At 60.8% G+C, this 23,212-nt stretch carries 24 protein-coding genes; 18 read left to right on the forward strand and 6 right to left on the reverse strand.

The features are described 5' to 3' along the window. The first annotated feature begins 11 nt into the window (after positions 1–11). Positions 12–179, forward strand: coding sequence for a Flp family type IVb pilin (locus tag V7660_RS12265; RefSeq protein ID WP_335603338.1), 168 nt, complete (start codon positions 12–14; stop codon positions 177–179). Here the strand turns inward: V7660_RS12265 and V7660_RS12270 are convergent. Then, positions 157–384, reverse strand: coding sequence for a hypothetical protein (locus V7660_RS12270; RefSeq protein WP_335603339.1), 228 nt, complete (start codon positions 382–384; stop codon positions 157–159). The two genes, V7660_RS12265 and V7660_RS12270, sit on opposite strands and share 23 nt — an antisense overlap. Before the next feature lie 3 nt (positions 385–387). Between V7660_RS12270 and V7660_RS12275 the strand changes: the two genes are divergently transcribed. From V7660_RS12275 to V7660_RS12310, 8 genes are all read left to right on the forward strand, one after another. Next, complete coding sequence (locus tag V7660_RS12275) at positions 388–840, forward strand: A24 family peptidase (RefSeq protein WP_335603340.1); 453 nt, start codon at positions 388–390, stop codon at positions 838–840. Positions 841–940: 100 nt separating this feature from the next. Next, positions 941–1,783 carry a Flp pilus assembly protein CpaB gene (gene cpaB / locus V7660_RS12280; protein WP_335603341.1) on the forward strand — a complete coding sequence of 281 codons (843 nt, stop codon included), beginning with the start codon at positions 941–943 and terminating at the stop codon, positions 1,781–1,783. An 8-nt stretch (positions 1,784–1,791) separates the two neighbouring features. Further along, entirely contained in the window at positions 1,792–3,351 is a 1,560-nt protein-coding gene (locus tag V7660_RS12285; protein WP_335603342.1) for a type II and III secretion system protein family protein, read from the forward strand. Between the two features lie 22 nt (positions 3,352–3,373). Beyond that, positions 3,374–4,072, forward strand: a complete 699-nt coding sequence (locus V7660_RS12290) for a CpaD family pilus assembly protein (protein WP_335603343.1) — start codon at positions 3,374–3,376, stop codon at positions 4,070–4,072. Positions 4,073–4,098: 26 nt separating this feature from the next. After that, positions 4,099–5,481, forward strand: a complete 1,383-nt coding sequence (locus V7660_RS12295) for an AAA family ATPase (protein ID WP_335603344.1) — start codon at positions 4,099–4,101, stop codon at positions 5,479–5,481. A gap of 19 nt (positions 5,482–5,500) precedes the next feature. Beyond that, positions 5,501–7,009, forward strand: coding sequence for a CpaF family protein (locus tag V7660_RS12300; RefSeq protein ID WP_335603345.1), 1,509 nt, complete (start codon positions 5,501–5,503; stop codon positions 7,007–7,009). Positions 7,010–7,024: 15 nt separating this feature from the next. Beyond that, the gene (locus V7660_RS12305) at positions 7,025–8,041 is read left to right on the forward strand and encodes a type II secretion system F family protein (RefSeq protein WP_335603346.1); all 1,017 of its coding nucleotides are present in this window, start codon (positions 7,025–7,027) and stop codon (positions 8,039–8,041) included. 9 nt (positions 8,042–8,050) lie between these two features. Then, positions 8,051–9,070, forward strand: coding sequence for a type II secretion system F family protein (locus V7660_RS12310; protein ID WP_335603347.1), 1,020 nt, complete (start codon positions 8,051–8,053; stop codon positions 9,068–9,070). Positions 9,071–9,143: 73 nt separating this feature from the next. Here V7660_RS12310 and V7660_RS12315 read toward each other — a convergent pair whose 3' ends face one another. Next, complete coding sequence (locus V7660_RS12315) at positions 9,144–10,115, reverse strand: tetratricopeptide repeat protein (protein WP_335603348.1); 972 nt, start codon at positions 10,113–10,115, stop codon at positions 9,144–9,146. A 118-nt stretch (positions 10,116–10,233) separates the two neighbouring features. Between V7660_RS12315 and V7660_RS12320 the strand changes: the two genes are divergently transcribed. Together V7660_RS12320 and V7660_RS12325 are read left to right on the forward strand one after the other, a co-directional pair. Continuing rightward, complete coding sequence (locus V7660_RS12320) at positions 10,234–11,595, forward strand: leucyl aminopeptidase family protein (RefSeq protein ID WP_335603349.1); 1,362 nt, start codon at positions 10,234–10,236, stop codon at positions 11,593–11,595. 18 nt (positions 11,596–11,613) lie between these two features. Continuing rightward, complete coding sequence (locus V7660_RS12325; protein WP_335603350.1) at positions 11,614–12,537, forward strand: alpha/beta hydrolase; 924 nt, start codon at positions 11,614–11,616, stop codon at positions 12,535–12,537. Between the two features lie 30 nt (positions 12,538–12,567). Here the strand turns inward: V7660_RS12325 and V7660_RS12330 are convergent, their stop codons facing one another. After that, positions 12,568–13,245, reverse strand: a complete 678-nt coding sequence (locus V7660_RS12330) for a tetratricopeptide repeat protein (protein WP_335603351.1) — start codon at positions 13,243–13,245, stop codon at positions 12,568–12,570. 61 nt (positions 13,246–13,306) lie between these two features. Here V7660_RS12330 and V7660_RS12335 point away from each other — a divergent pair, with 61 nt between their 5' ends. Both V7660_RS12335 and V7660_RS12340 read left to right on the forward strand, forming a co-directional pair. Then, complete coding sequence (locus V7660_RS12335; protein ID WP_335603352.1) at positions 13,307–14,164, forward strand: SDR family oxidoreductase; 858 nt, start codon at positions 13,307–13,309, stop codon at positions 14,162–14,164. Between the two features lie 108 nt (positions 14,165–14,272). After that, on the forward strand, positions 14,273–16,000 hold the full coding sequence (locus V7660_RS12340) for a tetratricopeptide repeat protein (protein ID WP_335603353.1): 1,728 nt from the start codon (positions 14,273–14,275) through the stop codon (positions 15,998–16,000). Between the two features lie 65 nt (positions 16,001–16,065). On the opposite strand, the gene V7660_RS12345 is transcribed toward V7660_RS12340, so the two are convergent. Continuing rightward, positions 16,066–16,644, reverse strand: a complete 579-nt coding sequence (locus V7660_RS12345; RefSeq protein ID WP_335603354.1) for a type 1 glutamine amidotransferase domain-containing protein — start codon at positions 16,642–16,644, stop codon at positions 16,066–16,068. A 135-nt stretch (positions 16,645–16,779) separates the two neighbouring features. Next, entirely contained in the window at positions 16,780–17,538 is a 759-nt protein-coding gene (locus V7660_RS12350; RefSeq protein WP_335603355.1) for an alpha/beta hydrolase, read from the reverse strand. Between the two features lie 55 nt (positions 17,539–17,593). Between V7660_RS12350 and V7660_RS12355 the strand changes: the two genes are divergently transcribed. From V7660_RS12355 to infC, 3 genes are all read left to right on the forward strand, one after another. Continuing rightward, on the forward strand, positions 17,594–18,754 hold the full coding sequence (locus V7660_RS12355; RefSeq protein WP_335603356.1) for a glycosyltransferase family 4 protein: 1,161 nt from the start codon (positions 17,594–17,596) through the stop codon (positions 18,752–18,754). 17 nt (positions 18,755–18,771) lie between these two features. After that, positions 18,772–19,806, forward strand: a complete 1,035-nt coding sequence (locus V7660_RS12360) for a glycosyltransferase family 9 protein (RefSeq protein WP_335603357.1) — start codon at positions 18,772–18,774, stop codon at positions 19,804–19,806. Between the two features lie 98 nt (positions 19,807–19,904). Beyond that, complete coding sequence (gene infC / locus V7660_RS12365) at positions 19,905–20,444, forward strand: translation initiation factor IF-3 (protein ID WP_339682161.1); 540 nt, start codon at positions 19,905–19,907, stop codon at positions 20,442–20,444. A gap of 303 nt (positions 20,445–20,747) precedes the next feature. Here infC and V7660_RS12370 read toward each other — a convergent pair whose 3' ends face one another. Then, positions 20,748–22,259, reverse strand: coding sequence for a S10 family peptidase (locus V7660_RS12370; RefSeq protein WP_335603358.1), 1,512 nt, complete (start codon positions 22,257–22,259; stop codon positions 20,748–20,750). Positions 22,260–22,487: 228 nt separating this feature from the next. Here V7660_RS12370 and rpmI point away from each other — a divergent pair, with 228 nt between their 5' ends. Further along, positions 22,488–22,691, forward strand: a complete 204-nt coding sequence (gene rpmI / locus V7660_RS12375; RefSeq protein WP_034816462.1) for a 50S ribosomal protein L35 — start codon at positions 22,488–22,490, stop codon at positions 22,689–22,691. A 38-nt stretch (positions 22,692–22,729) separates the two neighbouring features. Beyond that, positions 22,730–23,092, forward strand: a complete 363-nt coding sequence (rplT, locus tag V7660_RS12380; protein WP_034816464.1) for a 50S ribosomal protein L20 — start codon at positions 22,730–22,732, stop codon at positions 23,090–23,092. The last annotated feature ends 120 nt before the right edge of the window (positions 23,093–23,212 follow it).

Genomic DNA, 23,212 nt, shown 5'->3' on the forward strand with positions numbered 1-23,212 from the left:
GGGAGTTTCCAATGTTTGCACGTTTTCTGAAAGACGAGTCCGGTGCCACGGCTATTGAATATGGTCTGATCGCTGCACTTATCGCTGTTGCTATCATCGGCGGTGCTACCGCCCTCGGTAAGTCTGTGAACAATAAGTTCCAAGGCGTTGCCACGACTATGGACGGTGCTGGCTCGTAATCGGCCAGGACGTAACAGTCCAATACATACCAACGAAGCCGCCGGGGAAACCTGGCGGCTTCTTTGTTTTGGCGGGACGGATATAAAAACTTCCTTCAGCCTTTTCCGTCAGGATGACCTGGAACTGATGTGAAGGAAGCCTTCGATGATCCTGGCCATTCTTGCCGGCCTGTTCCTGGCCTTGTGCGTTTTTGCAGCGCTTCATGATGTGAACCGCCTGACCATCCCGAACTGGTTGAACCTGACGCTCGCCCTGCTTTTCGTGCCGGCGGCCGCCGTTTCCGGAATCCCCATAGAAATCATAGGCGGGCATCTGGTGGCGGCGCTGTGTGCTTTTATGGTCGCGTTTGGTTTGTTCGCCTTCAATATTGTCGGGGGAGGGGACGCCAAGATGATCCCGGCTGTAATGCTTTGGGTCGGCCCAAATGCCAGTGTGAGCTTTTTGTTCACGATGGCCCTGGTCGGAGGTGCCTGCGCCATCCTCATCATTCTCGTGCGGAAAACGATGCCGGAAGAAGTGGTCCCAGGGGCGATCCGTGCACCTTTTAAGGAAGATGCTGGTGTGCCCTATGGTGTCGCCATTGCCGCAGGCGTGTTTGCGGCGGGCGCCGGCTCTCCATTCCTTTCCGAAATCTTAAGCCGGATCAGTCTATTCAGTTAACGATGCTTTAGTGGCCTTGTGAAAAGGTCGCCCATGACCGGACCACACTGAATCGTTCAGAGCTGTCCGAGGTGTCTTGTTTCCGGAGGAGTGGGGCCTCATGTCGCCAATTCGTCTAATCATCCTGATCGGTGCCGCTGTCGCAGCAATTGCTGCCGCGTTCCTGGTGCGCAACCTCGCACAGGCGCCCGCGCCGGTGATCCAGACCGAGCAGCAAACCGTTATTGAAACCCAGGAAATCTCAGAGACCAAGGTCCTGATTGCCCGCCGCGATCTGGAGATTGGCGATTTCGTCACGGTCGATGATCTGGAATGGGCTGACTGGCCGGAGAAGAGTATTGTACTCGGCTATCGGACGGAAGCCGACTCACCCAACGCGATCGAGGAACTGGCCGGCAGCGTTGTGCGTGTCCCAATCTTTGAAAATGAGCCTGTTCTTCCACGCAAGCTGGTGAAGAAGGGCGATACAGGGACCATGGCAGCCCTGATCGAGCCGGGCATGCGCGCGATGTCTGTCGAGATTTCAACGGAATCGGCGTCCGGGGGATTCATTCTTCCGAATGACCGCGTGGACGTGATCCTGACTCATCAGGTCATGTTGCAGTCCGGCGGCGACATGGTCGAGCGGACTGCCACGGATACCATTCTTCAGAATGTGCGTGTGCTGGCGATTGACCAGATCTACCTGACCGAAGATGAAGGCGGCGCTTCCCAGGTTGGCAATACGGCCACGCTGGAAGTGAACAGCAAGGAAGCGGAACTGATTGCGCTGTCCCAGCGCAAAGGCGCGATCTCGTTGTCTCTCCGGCCGTGGTCGGATGTCGGCGAATCCTATGACCGCGCAGCGCGGACCGACATGCTGGAGAATGGTGGGAACAGCAATGGCGGTATTATGATCTATCGCAGCGGACAGGCATCGAATGCCGGTCTTGGGGGAAGCTGAGAATGAGAATGTCCAAGTCTTTGTCGGGTATAGCAGCGCTGGCGGTGGCCATTGCGTGCATGCCGGCGGCACAGGCCGAGTCGGCACGGATGGGTACACGCATCACCCATCCTGGCGAGTCGGATTACAGTCAGCAGGTCACGCTTGGCCTGAACAAGTCGATGATTGTCGAACTCGACACGCCTGCATCTGATGTGGTCATCACCAATCCGGCGATTGCGGACGCGGTTGTGCAGACCGCCAAGCGAATCATTTTCCGCGGGGTCAGTTTCGGCCAGACTAATGCATTCGTCTTCGATCGCGCCGGAAACCAGATTCTCAATCTCGAAATCGGCGTTGAAATGGACATGGCCTCGCTGGAGCAGCTGGTGGCGCGTCATGTTCCGGGTGCGCGCGTGCGCATTGAAGGCATGAATGGCAGTGTGGTCCTGACGGGGACTGCTGACAGTCTCACGGCATTCAATGCGGTTGAGCGGCTCGTATCAGCCTATGTGCAGGCCGATGAAGCGACGCAGGTCATCAACATGGTCAGCATTGCGGCGAAAGACCAGGTCCTCCTGGAGGTCCGTATTGTCGAAATGCAACGCAATGCCGTGAAGCAGCTGGGAATCAATCTGACGGGCTCGCCGGGCTTTGGCGATCTGGCTGCGCTGGTCGAGCGCCAGCTTTTCGCTGATAACGGATCCGGGGTTCCTATCGATACCGGCACCACGACGCTGGCTCCCGGCCTGCCATATTCCTTCAATGGCGATATTGGCAGTTCTCTGAGCTTCCCGGTTCAGGGGCAGAGCCTTGGCGGTTTCGGCGGGACGATCGGTTACCAGAATTATGTCGGCACCGATCTGCAATCCAGCATTGGCGCCGAGATCAATGCGCTTGAGCGCATCGGCATCGTGCGCACGCTGGCGGAACCGAACATTGTCGCCATGTCAGGGGAAGCCGCGAAATTCCTTGCAGGCGGTGAATTCCCGGTCCCTGTAGGTCAGGACAACAATGGCCGCATCACGGTCGAGTTCAAGCCGTATGGTGTCGGCCTCGGATTCACGCCGGTCGTCCTGTCGGAAGGCCGTATCTCGCTGAAAGTTTCCACGGAAGTCTCCGAATTGTCGTCCGAGGGCGCCTTTCAGGGCACCAGCACGACCACGATTGATGACAGCGGCAACGTCGTCACGGTCGAGGGCGTGACGTTGCCCGCCCTGTCGGTTCGGCGGGCTGAATCCACGATCGAACTGCCATCGGGCGGATCAATGATGATGGCCGGCCTGATCCAGACGCGGTCACGTCAGACACTCGACCAGATTCCGGGCCTGAAGAAGCTGCCGATTCTGGGCGCGCTGTTCCAGTCCCGCGACTTTATCCAGGAAGAGACCGAACTGGTCGTGATCGTGACGCCATATCTGGTGGATCCGGCGTCCAAGGATCAGTTGCGCACGCCGGCAGACGGCTTTGCCAATGCGTCGGATGCCAAGACCATCTTCTTCGGAAAGATCAACGAACAGTATGGCAAGAACGGCGCCAAGGTTGACGCCGCCGACTATCGTGCACCCGTCGGATTCATTGAGGAGTAGGGGATCCAGGATGACCAGGCTTATGACTTCACCTCTTGCTCTGGCCGCGGCGTTTGGCGCCTTGGCCGTCACGGCATGTTCCAGTGCCGCGCCGACCGCGGTGCCTGCTTCGTACCTGCAGGGCACGCCGCTGGATCGCAATGCGATCACGGTCGCGAAACGGACGGAATTTCTCGAAATCGATATTCATCCCGCCGCCAGCCAGCTGAGCCTCAGCGACAAGGCCCGCATTCAGAATTTTGTGGCGAGCTATCGATCGGTCGGACATGGTCCGCTGATCATGTCTCTGCCGGAATCCTCGGCTAATCCGCAACTCGCAGTGTCGGCTGTGGTCGAAGCGCGGGAGATCGCCTGGGAAAACGGCGTGGAGTATGAAGAGATTTCTGGCAGCAGTCACGGCGCGGACTCGACCGTCTCCGAACCGCTGATCCTTGCCTATCAGGCCTATGATGCGATTGCTCCGGACTGCCCGTCATTGGCCGAGATCAACATGGCCGACATCTCATCGAACAATGAAATGCCGACACTTGGTTGTGCGGTCAGAACAAATCTTGCGGCAATGATCGCCGATCCGGCCGACCTTCTGGGCCAACGGTCCCTGGATGAGGGCGACTCTCTGCGCCGCAGCACAATTCTCGGCAAGTTCCGCGATGGTGAAGCAACTGGCGCCGAACGGAGCCAGGACGAATCCGGCGCCGTGTCGACTGCGGTCGGCAATTAGTGGGCACGAAAAGGGTTTAGTAGATCATGTCTAACGAAAACGCACTGTTCGACGACGACTTCGAAGACGTCTTTTCTGATGATCCGCTGTCTGATCTTGATCAGCCGGATATGGAAGAGGCCCAGATTGTTACGGAAGAGGCCGCTCCGGAGCCTGCTCATTCAGGCCTGACGGCTGACAATGACGCACACGGCCTGGGGCATGCAGAGCCGACAGGTGGTGACGTCATGTTGCCGGCCATTTCCATCAAGCTGTTCTACGAACGCGCAGAAACGCGCGGCCTTCTGGAGGTTTGTGCCCAGGATCGCCGTATGGGGCGCGCGACGATCGAGTGCATCCCGGGCGGAATCCCGGCGGCCATCGCGTATATGAGCGAAAATCCGACCCCAAACCTTCTGATGATCGAATCTTCTGATTCGGCCGGGCAGGTCCTCCGCGAAATCGACGCTTTGGCAGAGCATTGCGATGATTCCGTCAAGGTGATGGTGATCGGGGCTGTCAACGACATCACGCTCTACCGCCAGCTGATTTCGCGTGGGGTGAGCGAGTATCTGGTGCCGCCCTTCCAGCCGCTTCAGATCATCCGGTCGGTCGCTGACCTGTTCGTGAATCCGGACGCGCCCTTTGTGGGTAAGCAGATATCCGTGGTCGGCGCCAAGGGCGGAGTAGGGGCCTCGACGATTGCACACAATCTCTCCTGGGCCCTCTCCGAGAACATCAAGGTCAATACCACGCTGGTCGATCTTGACCTGTCCTTCGGGACCACCGCGCTCGACTTCAACCAGGAAACGCCGCAAACCGTTGCCGATGCCCTGCTGGCACCAGAGCGGGCGGATGAGAGCGTGATCGAACGTCTGCTGGCCAAGCCGACAGACCGATTGTCCCTGTTTACCGCGCCCGCCACGATCAACCAGATCATGGACATTCCCGACGAAGCCTATTCGACCGTGATCGAAGGCGTGCGCCGCAATGTGCCTTACCTGGTGCTCGACCTGCCGCATATGTGGTCGACCTGGATGCTCAACACGCTGGTCGCCTCCGACGAGGTGATCGTGGTGTGTCAGCCGGACCTGGCTTCGCTCCGCAATGGCAAGAACATGATTGACCAGTTGAGAGCGAAGCGTCCGAACGATCATCCGCCGCGCCTTGTGCTGAATATGAGCGGTGTGCCCAAGCGTCCGGAAATTCCTGTGAAGGATTTCGCGGCGGCGATTGGGGTCGAGCCGGATGTCATCCTGCCCTTCGATCCGGAATTGTTCGGGACGGCTGCCAATAATGGCCAGATGATCTCCGAGACCGATCCGGCATCCAAATCCGCACAGGCGATAGACCACCTGGCCTCCACACTGACTGGACGGGTCGTGGAGCCCCAGGAGAAGTCGTTCTTTAAGAAATTGCTGGGAAAGTGACCCTTAGGGGGAATTTCATATGGCCTTTGGAAAACGACCTGCCACAAGCGCGCAACTGACGACGCCCGCTGCGCCGGCTCCAAAGCCGGCCCCGGCGGCGGAAGCAAAGCCGAAACCCACACCCAAGAAACCACCGGTGCCCGAACCGGTGCCCGTGAAAGGCGCGCCGAAGCCCCCTTCGGCGGGCTCCAAGCCGGTGCGCGTCCAGGCACCAGAAGCCAAGCCGGAACCTGTCCGCAAGGTCAATCAGCAATCGGACCAGTATTACGCGACGAAGATGACCATCTTCAACGCGCTGATCGACACGATCGACCTGTCGCAGCTGGCTCAGCTGGACGCCGAGAGTGCGCGCGAGGAAATTCGCGACATCGTCGTCGAAATTATCAGCATCAAGAATGTCGTGATGTCGATCTCGGAGCAGGAACAGCTGCTCGACGATATCTGTAATGATGTGCTGGGCTATGGCCCTCTGGAGCCGCTGCTGGCCCGCGATGACATCGCTGATATCATGGTCAATGGCGCCGACACAACCTATATCGAAGTCAACGGCAAGATTGAGCGCACCAATATCCGCTTCCGCGACAATGCACAGCTGATGAACATCTGTCAGCGCATTGTGAGCCAGGTCGGCCGCCGCGTCGACGATTCCTCGCCGATCTGTGACGCCCGCCTGCTGGACGGGTCTCGTGTGAACGTGATTGCGCCACCGCTGGCGATTGATGGCCCGACCCTGACCATTCGTAAGTTCAAAAAGGACAAGCTGCGCCTTCAGGATCTCGTGAATTTCGGATCCATTTCCGAACCGGGCGCGGAAATCCTGCGCATCATCGGCCATTCGCGCTGCAATGTCCTGATCTCCGGCGGTACCGGTTCAGGAAAGACGACCCTGCTCAACTGTCTGACCGGCTTTATCGATCCGACCGAGCGCGTCATCACCTGCGAAGACTCCGCGGAACTCCAGCTGCAGCAACCACATGTCGTGCGGCTCGAAACGCGGCCCCCGAACATTGAGGGCTCAGGCGAGATCACCATGCGCGACCTCGTCAAGAACTGTCTGCGTATGCGTCCTGAGCGGATCATCGTGGGCGAGGTGCGTGGACCAGAAGCCTTCGACCTTTTGCAGGCCATGAACACGGGCCATGACGGGTCAATGGGCACGCTGCACGCCAATAGCCCCCGCGAAGCCCTTTCTCGTGTGGAATCCATGATCACCATGGGCGGCTTCTCGCTGCCTGCGAAGACCATCCGTGAAATGATTGTCGGGTCCATTGATGTGGTGGTCCAGGCGTCCCGCTTGCGGGATGGTTCGCGCCGCATCATGAACATTACCGAGGTCATGGGCCTCGAGGGCGAAACGATCGTGCTGCAGGATGTCCTGAAATACGAGATCGAGGGCGAAGATGAAGACGGCAAGGTAGCCGGCACCCACAGGGGCACCGGCGTCGGCCGGCCGCGTTTCTGGGAGCGTGCTTCCTACTATAACATGGAACGCGATCTTGCCGCGGCGCTCGACGAGTTGGGAGCCTGACGCATGGACGGTAACATGTTGATATATGTCATCGGCGGACTGGCCTTCCTGACGATTGCCGGGGTCGGTCTCGCGTTGACGGGGGACAATTCCGGCGCAGCCCGCAAGCGGGCAAAGGCAATCGGTACTGGCGGTACGGGGTCGGGCCGGCGCGGCAAGGTGATGGATGAGAATGCCAAGCGCCGCCAGAAGACCCAGGACATGCTGGACACGATGCGCAAGCAGGACAAGGAGCGGCGCAAATCCATTCGGCCGCAAAACCTGCAATCCCGCCTGACGCAGGCCGGGCTGGATGTGCCCGTTTCGGCCTTCTGGATTTTCTCGCTCGTCCTCGGCCTGGCCCTGGGCGGCACCGTCTATATCCTTGGATTCGATGGACTCGTGATCAGCGGAATTTCCTTCAAGAGCCGTCCAGCCCTGGTGGGTGGCGCTTTCTTCTTCGGCGCCGTCGGCCTCCCGCGTATCCTGCTCGGCATGCTCACCAATGGCCGCAACAAGAAAATGATCAACCAGTTTGCAGATGCCCTGGATATCATTGTGCGTGGTGTGAAGTCTGGCTTGCCGCTGAATGAATGTGTCCGGATCATTTCAAAGGAATCGCCAGAGCCGCTGCGAACGGAATTCGCCATGCTGACCGACAACCTCTCAATGGGGGCAGGGCTCGAACGTTCGCTGAACACTTTCTACAAGCGCGTGCCGCTGCAGGAAGTGAACTTCTTCATGATCGTGCTGATGATCCAGTCGAAGGCGGGGGGTAACCTGTCAGAGGCGCTCGGCAATTTGTCCAGCGTGATCCGTGCGCGCAAGATGATGCGCGAAAAGGTGAAAGCCATGTCGTCGGAGGCCAAGGCCTCGGCCATGATCATCGGGGCGTTGCCCTTTGTCGTGGGCATTCTCGTCTACATGACGACGCCGGCCTATATCATGCAGCTGTTCACGACCGACACAGGTCACCTGTTTCTCACCATCGGTGTGGTGATGATGTCCATGGGCATCTTCGTCATGCGCAAGATGATCAATTTCGATTTGTAGGGCGCAGCGATGACAGACATCCTTTCATCCTTGGCCAAGCCCGACGCCGTTGCCGCGCTGCTGATTGCCCTTGCTGTCTTCGGCACGATCATCTCGGTGCTCCTGCCATATCTGCAAACGGACAAGCTTGAGACGCGTCTCAAGGCCGTGACGGAGCAACGCGAAAAACTGCGCAAGCAGAGCCGCGCCGCTCTGGACAATCCCAAGGGCCTGCGCCGCACGGATGATTCCGCGATCGGCAATATTTCGTCCAAGCTCAATCTCGCAAAAGCGCTCGAAGACCCGAACATCGTCAACAATCTTGCCAAGGCGGGCCTGCGCGGCCCTGCGCCGCTGGCAGCATTCTATTTCGCCCGGATGACGCTGCCCTTCGCCGGGGCGGTACTGGTGTTCCTGTACATCTTCTTCGTCAATGATCACGGGTTTGCGCCGGGATTGAAATATGGCTCGCCTCTGTTCGGGGCAGCGGCCGGCTTCTACGCCCCCAATATCTACGTGTCCAATATCGCGCAGAAGCGCCAGCAATCGATCATGCGCGCCTTCCCGGATGCGCTCGACATGCTGCTGATCTGCGTCGAAGCGGGCATGTCCATTGAGCTGGGTTTTTCAAAAGTCAGTCAGGAAGTGGGCTCGGCCTCCGCAGAACTGGCTGAAGAGTTCGGCCTGACCGTCGCGGAGCTTTCCTATCTGCCGGAACGTCGCCAGGCATATGAAAACCTTGCCAAACGGACTGGCAATGATGGCATCAAGGCCGTCTGTATGGCGCTCGGCCAGGCAGAACGTTACGGGACGCCGCTGGGCGACGCGCTCCGGGTCATGGCCAAGGAAAACCGCGATATGCGTATGGCGCATGCCGAGAAGAAAGCGGCTGCCCTGCCGGCGCAGCTGACCGTGCCGATGATCCTGTTCTTCCTGCCGGTCCTGTTCCTGGTTGTGCTGGGCCCTGCCTATATCGGCTTCAAGGCATCGCAGGCAGGCGAACAGGCCTCGACGCCAGCGATTGAACAGACGGATACGAACTGGGGCTGAGGTCCGGGTGACTTCAGTAGAGCGCGCTCGCTGGCTCGTCTGGCGGGCGCGTTTGCTTTTTCAGGGACAGGTATCAGCCGGGTGTGCGGCGCAGACGCAGCCCGGTGGCGGCCGGGGCAGGGGCGTCAGCTTGCGTCTCGTCATCCGAGGCAGGCCCGGCAAGCGACAGGCTTTCGGAAGCCACTGGCTTGGAGGCGCTCGCCTTGGGCCGTTCAGCGGTTGCCGGACGTGACGGCGCGCTGGCCCTCGGGGCCTCTTCCAGCGCGTCCCAGGAGCGGACCGGCTGGACCATCTCCTGCAGCAGGGCGGTATTCTTCTTGACGACACTTTCTGGTGCGTACCGGCTGCTCACCGCGGCCATTTCGTCATACCGGCCCTGAAGCCCGAGGATCAGGGCCAGATTTTCCGTGACGCGCAAATCGGCGTCAGGCTGCTCGGCAGCGAGGCGCAGTTTTGTCTCGGCGCCCGTCAGGTCTCCGCTCAGGGCGAGGGACAGGCCATAATTCGCCAAGGTTGTGGTGCGGGTTGGTTCCAGGGCCAGCGCCTTGTCATAGGCGGCCTGCGCCATGTCATGGCGTTCCAGTTTGTCCAGGGTGATGCCAAAGGCCGACCATGCGTCTGCCCGTTCCGGCATCACGACGGCCGCTTTTTCAAAAGCGCGCGCGGCGCCCATCAGATTGTCTTCCGCCGAGAATACCTTGCCGAGCGCCATCAGCAGATCCGGATTGTCCGGATACTCCACCAATGTCTGCGACAGCACCTCGATGGCGCGCTCATTCGAGCCAATCCCCCGCAAGGCGGACACGAATGTCATCGCCACGTCGAGATTCTTCGGGTCCTTGTTGTATTCATTGGACCAGAAATTGGCCTTGGTCAGCGGGTCTGAATTGTTGGCGGCCTCGATTTCTTCCGGCGTGGCCGGTTTTGTCGCGTCCTCGATGGCGCGCGCCAATTCTGCCTGGGCCTCAGCTTCCGGATCCGGGGCCGATGCACAGGCACCGAGCGCCAGGATCAGCGCAGTCAGTGACGTTTTGGCTCTGGACATGAGCGGACTCCGGGTTTGTATCTGGGGCACTGCAGTGAGTCTGGACCGAAGGGCGTCAAGGATCAGTTAACGCCTCAGCAGATTCCATTAACTCTTCCCCCTGAAAGGGCTGAATTCCATGCACAAGAGCTTCACCGCCGACCCGACGGGCGCCGTTGACGTCTTCCTCTACACCACCGAGGCCTTCAAATCGCTCGAGAATGATCCGTTCCCGAACGCCCGCGCCTTTGCAGACGGGCAAGCATTCACGGGGGCATCCGGGCAAGTCGTGCTGGTGCCGGGAGAGTCTGGAGGGCTCGCCCATGTGCTGTACGGATTGGGGAAGGGCAAGGATGCGCTCGCGGTTGCGGGCCTGTCGGCAAAGCTGCCGAAAGGATCGTACCGTATTGTCGAGACCGGGAGCCTGGCGTTTCAGCAAATTGCGGCTGGTTGGGCCGACGGGGCGTATCGGTTTGATCGCTACCTGAAGGAAAAGGCGGCGCCCCCTCAGCTTGTCATCCCGGAAGACGCGGATGTCGACGCGCTGAGCCGTGAGGCCGATGCCTGCGCCCTGCTGCGCGACCTCGTGAACACGCCGGCCGCCGATATGGGCCCGCAGGACATTCAGGCGGCGATTTCCGATCTTGCGGAACAGTTCGGCGCGAAGCTGACGACGATCATCGGCGAGGAATTGCTCACGCAGAATTATCCGATGGTGCACGCCGTCGGCCGGGCCGCCGTCTATGAGCCGCGCTTCATGGAGCTGGAATGGGGTGACCCGTCCCATCCGAGCCTCGCGCTGGTCGGCAAGGGGGTGACCTTTGATTCCGGGGGGCTCGATATCAAGCCCGGCTCGGGCATGCGGATCATGAAGAAGGACATGGGCGGATCGGCGCACGTGATTGCGCTGTCGCAGCTGATCATGAGCGCGAATTTGCCGGTCCATCTGAAACTCTATGTGCCGTCTGTCGAGAACGCCGTGGCGGGCAATTCCTTCCGGCCGGGCGATATCCTGACCAGCCGCAAGGGGCTGACGGTCGAGATCGACAATACCGATGCCGAAGGCCGCCTGATCCTAGCGGATGCCTTGGCGCGGGCCTGCGAGGAGACGCCCGACCTGCTGATCGATTTCGCGACACTGACCGGCGCGGCGCGTGTGGCGCTGGGGCCAGAGCTGGCGCCATTCTACACCGATGATGAGGACATCGCCGACGCCATCGAAGCAGGGGCATCCGAGTCCGGCGACCCGGTCTGGCGTATGCCGCTCTGGGACCCGTATCTCGCCGATTTGAAAAGCCCGATTGCCGACCTCGTCAATTCAGGGGGCCGGTTTGCCGGCTCGATCACGGCAGGCCTGTTCCTGAAACAATTCGTCGAGGCAAAGAGCTGGACACATTTCGACGTCTGGGCATGGCGGCTCGGCAAGTATGGCCGTCCGGAAGGGGGCGCGCCTTGCGGCCTGCGGGCGGTGTGGCATATGCTCCAGACACGGTACAAATGACACGCAAGAGGTGAGATGATGCCCCGGAAATTCTTGCTGGCCCTGATGGCTCCCCTGTTTGCAGCGTTTGCCGTTGCCCAGACGTCTGACATGACCCGTGTGCCCGCTCAAATGGATGTGGGGGCGATCCCGCTTTATGACGGGCAGGCGCCCGGCTCGGAAGGCAGTGAGGTCGAGGAAATCTGGACGGATGTCGGGACAGAGCGCTGGGTGCGGAATGTAACGCAGCCCACGTTGCTGCCCGTCCTGCCAGATGACGAGACGGCCACCGGGGCGGCGGTCATCGTTATTCCGGGCGGCGGTTTCCAGTTCGTGTCCATCGACAATGAGGGGTATCCGATTGCGGAATGGCTGGCCGATCAGGGCGTTGCGGCCTTTGTGCTGAAGTACCGCGTGATGGAAACGCCGGCGCCGGAAGACGAGTTCGCTGTTCACATGCAACGTATGTTTTCGCCGACCCCGGAAACCGAGCCAATCGATGTGAGCACGGGGATTCCCCTTGCTGTGGCAGATGCACAGGCCGCGTTGAAACTCGTTGAGGCACGCAGCGCCGAGTGGGGGATCGACACAGGCCGGATCGGCCTGCTGGGGTTCTCCGCTGGCGCGATCACAAGCCTTGGCGTGGTGCTGGAGGACAGCGATGCACCGCATCCGGATTTCATCGGCTACATCTATGGCCCGATGACAGCGGTGGAAGTTCCAGGCGATGCCCCGCCCCTGTTTGCGGCCCTCGCAGCCAATGACTCGCTTTTCGGAGATCAGGGGTTCGGGCTGGTCGAATCCTGGATGGGGGCAGGCGGCTCTGCCGAATTGCATGTCTATGAAAGTGGGGGTCACGGCTTTGGATCATACAAGCGCGGCGTGACGGCAGACGGCTGGTTCGATCAGTTCATGCGCTGGATGACCGCGCGGGGCCTGCTGGAGACTGCCGAGCCGGAATGATGGGCTGGGCGCATGGGCGCCCTGACGGGATCAGTCGACGATTTCGGGGCTGAGCACGCGCACTTTCGACAGGCGAAGAGCTTCGCGCACACGGCCGCGCAGGACCAGCGTGTCGATATTTTCCGGATCGACGGCCATCGCGGCGTCGATGTCGGCCATCGCAAGGTTCAGCTGGTCGAGATTGAGGTGCGCCTCGGCGCGCAGCTGGCGGGCAATCGCCATGCTTGGCGCGAGGGTGAGGGCGCGGTCGAGATCTTCCTTGGCCTCGGTCCAATTGCCCAGCATCAGGTTGGCGCTGGCCCGGTCGACCAGAAGATCCGGCACGCCCGGTTTCAGTTTCAGGGCATTGGTAAAGGTTACGATCGCGGCTTCCGGCGCGCCAGCCTGGAGCCAGGCATTGCCGGACTGGATGAGATATTCCGCGCGTTGCTCCATCGAGCCGCCATCGACCGAATTGGCCAGCTGTTCCAGCCGGGCGGCGCCTTCATCGGGGCGCCCGAGGGCAATCAGGGCGAGGGCTGTACACTGGCGGGCATTGGGGCGGTTGCCCTGATAAATCCAGGCGAGGCCATCCTCATAGGCTTCCTCGGCATCCACTTCGATCTTGGCGACGCAGGCTTCCAGCCGGTCGGCTTCCCGGGCTTCAATCGTCGCGCCAGCAGACTGCGACAGGGCCAGGGAGGCGATAGCCAGGGCAAGGATGGACATGGATCAAGCGCTCCGGAAACTGTAGTACGGGTCTTAGACCCGACAGGAGCGGCCAGCGCAAATGACAGATACGACATCTCTGCTTTTTGTTTTCGGGCTTGGTTACAGCGCCTTGCGCCTGGCCAGACGCTTGAAAGCTATCGGATTCCAGGTTTCTGGAACCGTCAGAAGCGAGGAGAAGGCAGCGCGCTTGCGCGCGGAAGGCATCGCGGCGCAGGCCTGGTCCGGGGAGGGGCTGCCCGACATTCCGGAGGGTGCGCACTGGCTGGTGACATTGCCGCCGGATGAGGGGGGATGCCCTGCGGCGCGCGTCGCGACATATTCCGAGCCCGGCGCAGCGAGCGTGACTTACCTCTCGACCACGGGCGTCTACGGAGACCTTCGCGGCGGGTGGGCCATGGAATGGAGCCCGGTCCATCCGGGGTCAGACCGGGCGAGGGCGCGCGTGCTGGCAGAGCGGCAATGGATGGACGCCACAGATGGCGCAGCGCGCATCGTGCGGCTGCCGGGCATCTATGGGCCGGGCCGCTCGCCCTTCCAGAAACTGAGAGAGGGAAGGGCCCACCGCGCGGTCAAGCCGGGTCAGGTCTTCTCCCGTGTGCATGTGGACGACATTGCCAGCGGATTGGAGGCGCTGGTCCAGCGGCCGCATCTGCATGGGATTTTCCATCTGTGTGATGACGAGCCCGCACCGCCGCAGGATGTGACGGCATTCGCGGCGACCCTCCTCGGCATTGCGCCGCCGCCGGAAGTTCCGTTCGACGAGGCCGGGCTCAGCCCGATGGCCCGCAGTTTCTATGCCGAATGCAAGCGTGTCTCCAATGCGCGCGCGAAAGCAGCCCTTGGATGGCGGCCGGTGTATCCGACCTATCGTGAGGGGTTACCTGCAGTATTGACTGCAGAGGGCGGATCAGATTGAAAATTTTTTTGGTCTTTCCCTCCACTTTCGCGGGATTGTGGTAAACTCCCTCTCAGGGTGCGGCCGTGACGAATGTTCGTCAGCTTCTGGCCACAAGAGGGACGAAAAATGACTTCACGACATTTGCTGCTCGCGGCAAGCCTGATCGCGTTATCCGGCTGCGCGTATACTGACAAGTTTGGAAGCTCGGAGGGGCCGGTCGCGGCTGAAACCGCATCTGCGGCTGACGCCGAGATGAGTCTGGCCGAGATCACCGAGAAAGCCGGGGCGCCATTGTTCGACGGCATGGGGGATTTTCATCGCCCCATCACCACGTCGAATCCATATGCGCAGAAATATTTCGACCAGGGCATGGTGCTGGCCTTTGGCTTCAACCATGCCGAAAGCATCCGCTCTTTCCGGGCGGCCCAGACGCTCGATCCGTCCTGTGCCATGTGTTTCTGGGGCGAGGCGATGGCCACCGGCCCCAACATCAATGTGACCAGCAAGGGCAGGGCCGTGATGTCGGACGCAGACCGGCAGGCGGCCTTTGCTGCGATTACAAAGGCCCAAGAGCTGGCAGAAACGGCCACGCCGGAAGAACAGGCGCTGATTGCGGCGATGGCGGCGCGTTACAATGGCGATCCGTCCACCTCGCGTGAGCCGCTGGACATCGCCTATGCCGAAGCGATGGGCGACTATGTGGCCGCACATCCGGCGGATGATGATGCTGCGGCAATGTATGCCGAAGCCTGGATGAACACGATGCCGTGGGATTACTGGTCGCCTGATGGGGCGCCGAAGCCGGAAACGGTGAAAGTGATCGAGTCCCTGGAAGGGATTATTGACCGGTCGCCCGAGCATCCGCTCGCCCTGCATCTCTACATCCATGCGGTGGAGGCGTCGCAAAATCCGGGGCGGGCCGAGGATGAAGCCGACCGCCTCGCCAATCTGGTCCCCGGATCGGGCCACCTCGTGCATATGCCGGCGCACATTTATTGGCGCGTTGGGCGCTATGATGATGCGGCCAAGGCCAACATCACGGCGGCCTCTGTGGATGAAGATTATATCGCTCAGTGCAATGCGCAGGGTTTCTATCCGGCGCTCTATTATCCGCACAATATCCACTTCCTCTGGGCGGCCGCCAGCATGTCCGGTCAGCAGGACATGGCCATCGAGGCCGGGCAGAAAGTGGCCGACAATGTGCACATGGAGCAGATCGAGCAATTTCCGACCGTGGAATTCTTCAAGACGATCCCGCTCCTGTCACTGGTACAGTTCGGACAGTGGGAGGACATTCTCGCCGCGGAGCAGCCGCCGGAGTCGCTCGACTATTCGAACGCCATCTGGCGCTATGCGCGCGGCGTGGCGGCAGCGCGCACGGGCGACATGGAGAGCGCGCGTGCGGATCGCAAAGTGCTGGCCGGCTTGAAGGACAGTGTCCAGATCAGTTTCCTTGATACGTCGGACTATCCGGCCAGTGTGTTGCTCGGCATCGCCGATGCGCTGCTGCAGGGGGAAATCGCGATGGCGGAGGGGAGCCCCGATCAGGCGATCCCGTATTTTGCGGCGGCCGTCGCCGCGCAGGATTCGCTGCCCTATATGGAGCCGCCCTTCTGGTACTATCCGACGCGGCAATCCCTGGGGGAGGCATACATCGCTGCCGGTGAGTTCGCAGCGGCCGAAGCTGTCTACAAGAAAGACCTCGAAGACTATCCCCGCAATGGCTGGTCGATGTTCGGCCTGGTCAAGGCGCTGGAAAGTCAGGACAAGTCTGATGAGGCGGCTACGGTCCAGGAAAAATTCGACATTGTCTGGCGCCATTCGGACGTCGAACTGGACGGGTCGCGGCTTTAAAGCGCGGCGCATAAAAAAGCCCCCTCCAAGCGGAGGGGGCAGGTCTAACGGATCGTTTCTCGCGATTATGCGGTGACGGAATCGCTCTGGCGTTCGTGTTTGCCTTCGCAGATTTCCTCAACGATCTTGGCATTGAAGTCGCCAAGGTCATCCGGGGAGCGGGAGGTCACGAGGCCGCCATCGACGACGACGGACTGGTCCTTCACGATGCCGCCGGCATTTTTGAGGTCCTGCTGGATTGCCTTGAACCCGGTCACTTCGCGGCCGTTCACAAGGTTCGCCGAAATCAGGATTTGTGGGCCGTGGCAGATCGAGAAAACGGGTTTCTTCTGTGCGAAGAAGTCCGAGACGAAGGATTTCGCCTTCTCATTGGTGCGCAGGGTATCCGGGCTGAACAGGCCGCCGGGAATGAGCAGCGCGTCGAAATCTTCGGCCTTTGCCTCGTCGAGAGACAGGTCGACCTGGTATTTGTCGCCATGTTCACGGTGCTGGTTGGCCTGAATGAAGCCCTTTTCGGCGGAAACGATTTTCGTCTCGCCGCCGGCTGCTTCGATGGCTTCCTTCGGGCTGGTGAGTTCGATTTCCTCAAACCCGTCAGCGGCGAGGATTGCCATTTTCCGGCCTTGTGCGCGTTGGTTTGACATAGGGCATGTCTCCTTGATCTGGTGTGGTCACCGCGCTGCGACCTTTGGTGGGGGAGCGCGGGCGGACGGAACAGCCCGTCCTGCACAAGATCAATGACTGGCCGGGGCCATCGTTCCGATTAACTCGCGGAAAGGTCAGGCCCTGGCGGCAATGGAAATGTCGGCGCAGGTCGCTTTCAGCCGGGCAATGTCCTGATCGCGGGAGAGGCGGTGGTCGCCATCCTTGATCAGGGTAAAGACGAGATCCTCGCTCGTGATCGCTTCGACTAGCCGTTCGGCATGCTTCCACGGCACATCCGCATCCTGCATACCCTGAAGGATGCGGACGGGGATATCGAGCGTGATCGGTGCGTCGAGAATTTGCCAGGTGCGTCCATCCTCGATCAGCGCGCGGGTGATCGTGTAGGGTTCGTCATAGTCGGACGGGCGCAGGGTGGAACCCTTCTCCATGATCTCGGCCTGCGCCTCGGCGGAGAATTCCGGCCACATCAGCCTTTCCGTGAAGTCCGGCGCGGGGGCGATCAGGACAAGACCTGCCACGCGGGCAGGGCGGGCGAGGGCGGCGAGCAGGGCCATCCAGCCGCCCATGCTGGAGCCGACGAGCACGACCGGCCCGGTGCTGTGTGCGTCGATGGCGGCGAGAGCATCCGCGCGCCAGGCCGAGATCGTGCCGTCCTCGAAGGCGCCTTCCGACAGGCCATGCCCGGAATAGTCAAAGGCGAGGAAGCCATGCCCGGCCCCGGTGGCCCAGGCTTCGAGTTCGGTCACCTTGGTGCCGCTCATGTCGGATTTGAACCCCGACAGCCAGACATAGGTGAGGGGCGAACGGGTCGGGGCCGAGGCGCGATAAGCGAGGCGGCGACCCTCGGGAGAGGTGAAATAGGTCGTTGTCATTCCTCTCCCGTTCCGTCATCTGTCTCGCCTGTCAAGCGAGTGGAGGGATCACGCCTTGCCCGATTTTCCGGATCTGACTGGCAAGACCATTCTCCAGGTGGCCCCTGAACTGTCGGCCGGCGGGGTCGAGCGAACCGTGCTGGAAGTCACCGAAGCCATCGTGAAGGCCGGCGGCCGCGCCTTGCTGGCCAGCCGCGGCGGACGTCAGGAAGCGGCCTTCGAGGCCCTGGGCGGGGAGTTGTTCCGGATGGATGCCAAATCCAAGAATCCGATCACGCTGAAACTGAATGAAGGCAAACTGAAACGTCTGATCGCGCGCGAAGGGGTGGATCTTGTCCATGCCCGGTCGCGCGCGCCTGCCTGGAGCGCCTATTGGGCCGCCAAGGCGATGGGTGTGCCGTTTGTGACCACCTATCACGGCGCCTATTCGGGCAAGACCAAGCTGAAGAAACGCTACAATTCGGTCATGGCGAAGGGCGATCTCGTGATCGCAAATTCGCAATGGATCGCCGCGCATGTGCAGACCGAACATGGCGTGCCATTCGAGCGGGTAGTGACCATTCCCCGCGGCGTGGATCTTGAGGCATTCGATCCGGCGGCTGTGCCGCTGGCGCGCGTGAAAGCGGTCCGGGAAGCGCTGGGCCTCGCCGATGATCCGCGCCAGATATTGCTCCTGCCGGGGCGCCTGACCGAGTGGAAGGGGCAATTGATCGCCATTGAGGCGCTGGCCATGCTGGCGGCGGATGAGCGCGACAAGCTGGTGCTCGTGCTGGCGGGCGACGCGCAGGGCCGCAATACCTATGTCACGCGGCTGGAGCAGGCGGTGGTTTCCCACGGGCTCGACCGGGGCGTGATCATGTCCGAGCACATCACCGACATGCCGGCGGCCTATCTGGCGAGCGACATCGTGCTGGCGCCGTCTGTGCGGCCGGAAGCCTTTGGACGCGTGGCGGCCGAAGCCTCGGCGATGGCCCGTCCGGTGATTGTCACCGATCATGGCGGCGGGCGGGAAACCGTGATCGAGGGCGAGACCGGCGCGCGGGTCGAGCCGGGCAATGCCCAAGCGCTGGCCGGGGCAATCCGGGCCCTGCTGTCCGTCGGTCCCCTGGCGCGGGACGGCATGGGCCGGGCGGGCCAGGCACATGTTCGACAGCATTTCTCCAAGCAGGGGCTTCAGGCGGCGACACTCGGAGTCTATAAGACCTTGCTGGAGTAGGGGAAATCGAGGGTCGTATGGCAAAACCGGTGAAACCGGCAAGTCCCGTCAATCCGGGCGCAAAAGCCCTGAATGTGCTGGTCATCAAGCTCAGCGCGCTGGGCGATTTTGTGCTGGCATTGGGCGCGATGAAGGCCGTGCGGGAAATGCACCCGAAAGCGCGCATCACGCTGCTGACGACGCCCTTCTTCAAGGAATTTGCCGAATTGTGCCCCTATGTGGACGCGGTCGAGACCGATGGCCGGCCGGACGGCATGAAGGCCACGGCGGCGCTGATTACCCGTATCCGCAAGGCGAAATACGACATCATCTATGATTTCCAGACCAGCGGGCGCACGAAAAATTATTTCACCGCGCTCAGCAAGACCGGCAAGGCACCCCTCTGGTCAGGCCATCATGAGAAGGCGGCCTTCTTCCATGACAATGGCGAGCGGGGGACGATGCATTCCATCGACCGTCTGGCCGAGCAGCTGGAAGTGGCAGGCGTGGCACCGGGCGGGCGGTGGCTCGGCAATACGGCGCCGAAGCCGGACCTGTCATGGGTGCGGCCGAAATTACGCGATGCCCCGCGCCTGCAGCCGGCCTATTTCAGCATTGAAGAGCCTTACATGCTGCTGATTCCGGGGGCCTCGGCTCACCGCGAAGCCAAGCGCTGGCCGGTTGAAAACTATGCCGAACTCGCAAAGCGCGTGGCCGATGCGGGCGTGACGCCCGTCATCATTGGCGGAAAGGCGGAAGGCCCGCTTGCGCACGAGATCGTGCGCAAGGAGCCGCGCACCAAAAGCCTGACCACCCGCACGGACCTGTTCCAGATCGTGGGCCTGGCCGAGAAAGCCCTGTTCGTGGTCGGAAACGATACCGGCCCGATGCATATGGCGGCGATTGCCGGCGCGCCGGGGGTGGCCCTTTTTGCCCTGACAGAGAGCAATCCGGACCATGCCGCCCCGCGCGGCGCCAAGACGATCATCATCAATTCCGCGCCCACGCTCGCCGAACTCAGCGTCGATGATGTCTGGCAATCGGTCAGAGCGCTGGGTGTGCTGCCATCTTGACGGGCCGCCGGAAGTATAGAATGCCCGTCCGCCTTGAAGATGCCTGCATTAACGGGCATATTCAGGCATTCTTGAAATAGCGAAAAAGGAGATTCGCCATAGCTCGCAGACCAGACACCGGTGGACCACAGAAATCCACTGGCCCACGTATCAATGATGACATCCGCGCCGCCAAGGTTCTCTTGATTGATGAGAACGGCGAAAAGCAGGGCATTATGCCCCTGATGGCCGCAATGGATGCAGCCCGTGAAGCGGGCATGGACCTGGTTGAAGTTTCACCGAACCAGGAAGTGCCGGTCGTCAAGATTCTCGACTATGGCAAGCTCCGGTTCGAAGAACGCAAGAAGAAGGCGGCTGCGAAGAAGAAGCAGAAGTCTTCCGAACTCAAAGAAATCAAGATGCGCCCGAACATCGACACGCATGATTATGGCGTGAAGGCAAAGGCGATGGCGCGCTTCTTCGAGGCGGGCGACAAGGTGAAGGTCACCCTGCGCTTCCGGGGCCGCGAAATGGCGCACCAGCATCTCGGCATGGAATTGCTGAAGCGGGTACGCGATGATTTCGACGAGACGGCCAAGGTCGAACTCGAGCCGAAACTCGAAGGTCGCCAGATGACGATGGTGCTCGCACCGCGCTGATTTCGGCGCCAGCTGATCCAGCACGATAAGCCGGACGGGCCACAAGCCCTCCGGTTTTTTCGTATGTGGCATGCGGAGAGACAAGGCCGCAGGTAAAGCTCATCGAGGAGGAGAGGAGGTTGCGACCCTGCCTCTACCGCCTGCCGGGACGTGTCAGGTCCCCATCCCGGCAAGGCTGCTCACCGGGATGACCTGAACAGAATGGCCCCTGCGTGGCTCTGTCGGATTCAGACGGTCATATCTGTAACAGGAAGATGAAACTGGCCGGGGAGAGCGGTGTCGGCTCCCCCGGCCATTCAGGCCCTATTGACCCGCCTTGATGAAGTCTCGCACGTCGTCGGACAGTTTCTTCCCGTCGCTTTCGGCGAGGTACATCATGTGGCCCGCATCGTAATAGTCGAACTGGACACGGTCGAGCACGACGCCATTCTTGCGGAGTGCCATCTCGGCCCCAAAGAAGGGCGTGGCGAGGTCATACCAGCCGGACGCCAGCAACACACGCAACTCGGTATTCTCGCGCATGCCTTTGCCGAGCCAGGGCGTGACATTGACATAGGCCGGCCAGCCCTGCTGGCTCGTGCTCCAGTTCCATTGTGATCCCGGTTCGCCAGTCAGAACCTTGTAGGGGCGGGTGAAGTCCACTTCGAGTTCGCGGGTGAGATAGTCATTGATGGCGGCGACATAGGCGACGTCCATGCCGTAACCGGACGGATCATTCTCTGGCGTTTCGCCCGTGCCTTCGCTGTCGACGCCTTTATAGCGGCTGTCGAACCGGCCAACCGTATAGCCTTCGCGGCGCAGGAGTTCCTTGCGGAAGCGGTGCGGATCAACACGCAGATTGGCGAGGCGAATCCATTCCGGCGACAGGCCGATGAAATCACTCATTTCCTGCGCGATACGGATCTCGTCAGCTTCGCTCAGCGTTGAGCCACGGATCAGGGCAGGGGCCAGCGTATCGGTGGCATAGGTGCGCGCGTCTTCGATGAAGGCGTCGAAATCATTGTTCCATTTCGCCTTGTTGGCCTTGCCGTGATGCCAGGCGGTTGCGGCTTCGGTGGGGAAGAAGGCGAGGTGGGCCGTGTCATTGCCCGGTGCGAAACGGGCGGTCTGGAAATCCAGGATGGCGGAAATCAGGATCACGCCGTTCAGGCCGATGCCGTTCCAGCCGCCTTGCAGTTTTTCGGTCAGGGCTGCGGCGCGGGTCGTGCCATAGCTTTCTCCGGCGAGGTATTTCGGGCTATTCCAGCGGCCATTCTCGGTCAGCCAGATACGAATGAATTCGGCAATGCTCTCGGCATCCTCGTTCACGCCATAGAATTCCTTGCCTTCAGTCTCACCCAGCGGGCGGGAATAGCCGGTGCCGACCGGATCAATGAAGACGAGGTCCGTGACGTCCAGCAGGGAGTTTGGATTGTCCCGCATCGTATAGGGCGGCGCGCCAACGTCCGAGGCATCAGACGGGGTGATCACCTGTTTCGGACCAAACGCGCCCATATGCAGCCAGAGCGAAGCGGAGCCCGGTCCGCCATTGAACACGAACGTCACCGGGCGCTGGGCGGCGCTGCTCGTGCTGGTATCGATATAGGAGACCGAGAAGACCGAGGCGGTCGGCTCGTCCTTGTTGTCACGCAGATAGGTCTCACCCGCGACGGTCTTGTACTTCACCGTCTTGCTGCCGAGGCGCAGCGTATGATCGGAGGTGAAGCTTTGCGCCTCCGGAATGTCGGGCGTCTCTTTCGCGCCGTTTCCATTGTCTTCGGCAAGACCGGGCAAGACGAGAATCGCCATGCAGGCGACGAGAATTAGTGTGCGCATGAAAACAGCCCCTGAAACTTTATAACACTTCGCGACTTTATCAGGGGAAGAGGCGAGGGCAAGCCATCGGCGAAATCGCCTGCAGTATCAGCATATCCGCCTCTTGATTCTCTCTCCCTGATCCGTCATAAGCCGCCACTTCCGAGCGGTTTGGGCGAACGGCATGCCCTCCAGCTCATGAACCCTGGGCCGCCTATATGGTGTGAGCTCGACTACAGGAGAGATGAAATGCCGAAGATGAAGACCAAAAAGGCCGCTGCAAAGCGGTTCAAGATCACGGCAACCGGAAAGCTCAAGCACGGCGTCGCTGGTAAGCGTCACCGCCTGATGAGCCACAATTCGAAGTACATTCGTCAGAACCGCGGCACGAAAGTCGCCTCTCACGCTGATGTCGCACGCGTTGTGAAGAAATTCCTGCCTTACGGCCTTTAGGCCCGTATCCTTCAAGATCTTGATTTAGGAGGCCTAAGATGCCCCGTTCACGTAACAAAGTTCCCGCCCACGCCCGCCACAAGAAGATTCTGAAGCAGGCAAAGGGTTTCCGTAACCGCCGCAAGAATACGTTCCGCATCGCGCACCAGTCCGTCTGGGAAGCCGGTCAGTACGCCTATGTCGGCCGTAAGGTCAAAAAGCGGAAGTTCCGCTCGCTCTGGATCCAGCGCATCAACGCGGCTGTCCGCATCCATGACGACGAGATGAACTATTCCCAGTTCATCAACGGCCTGACCAAGGCCGGGATCGAAGTCGACCGTAAGGTCATGTCCGACATCGCCATCCGCGAGCCGGAAGCATTTGGCGCCCTGGTCAAACAGGCCAAGGCTGCCCTCGCTTAATCTGCCCGCAAGGCACAAGTGACAAAGCCCGGCCCTCAAAGCCGGGCTTTTTCTTTAAGGGCGTTTGCATGCGGGCGCGAAGCGCCTAAAAAGCCCGCTGGAACAGCAAAGGGAAGCGAC

This window comes from Hyphomonas sp., assembly GCF_036964145.1.
Lineage (GTDB): Bacteria > Pseudomonadota > Alphaproteobacteria > Caulobacterales > Hyphomonadaceae > Hyphomonas.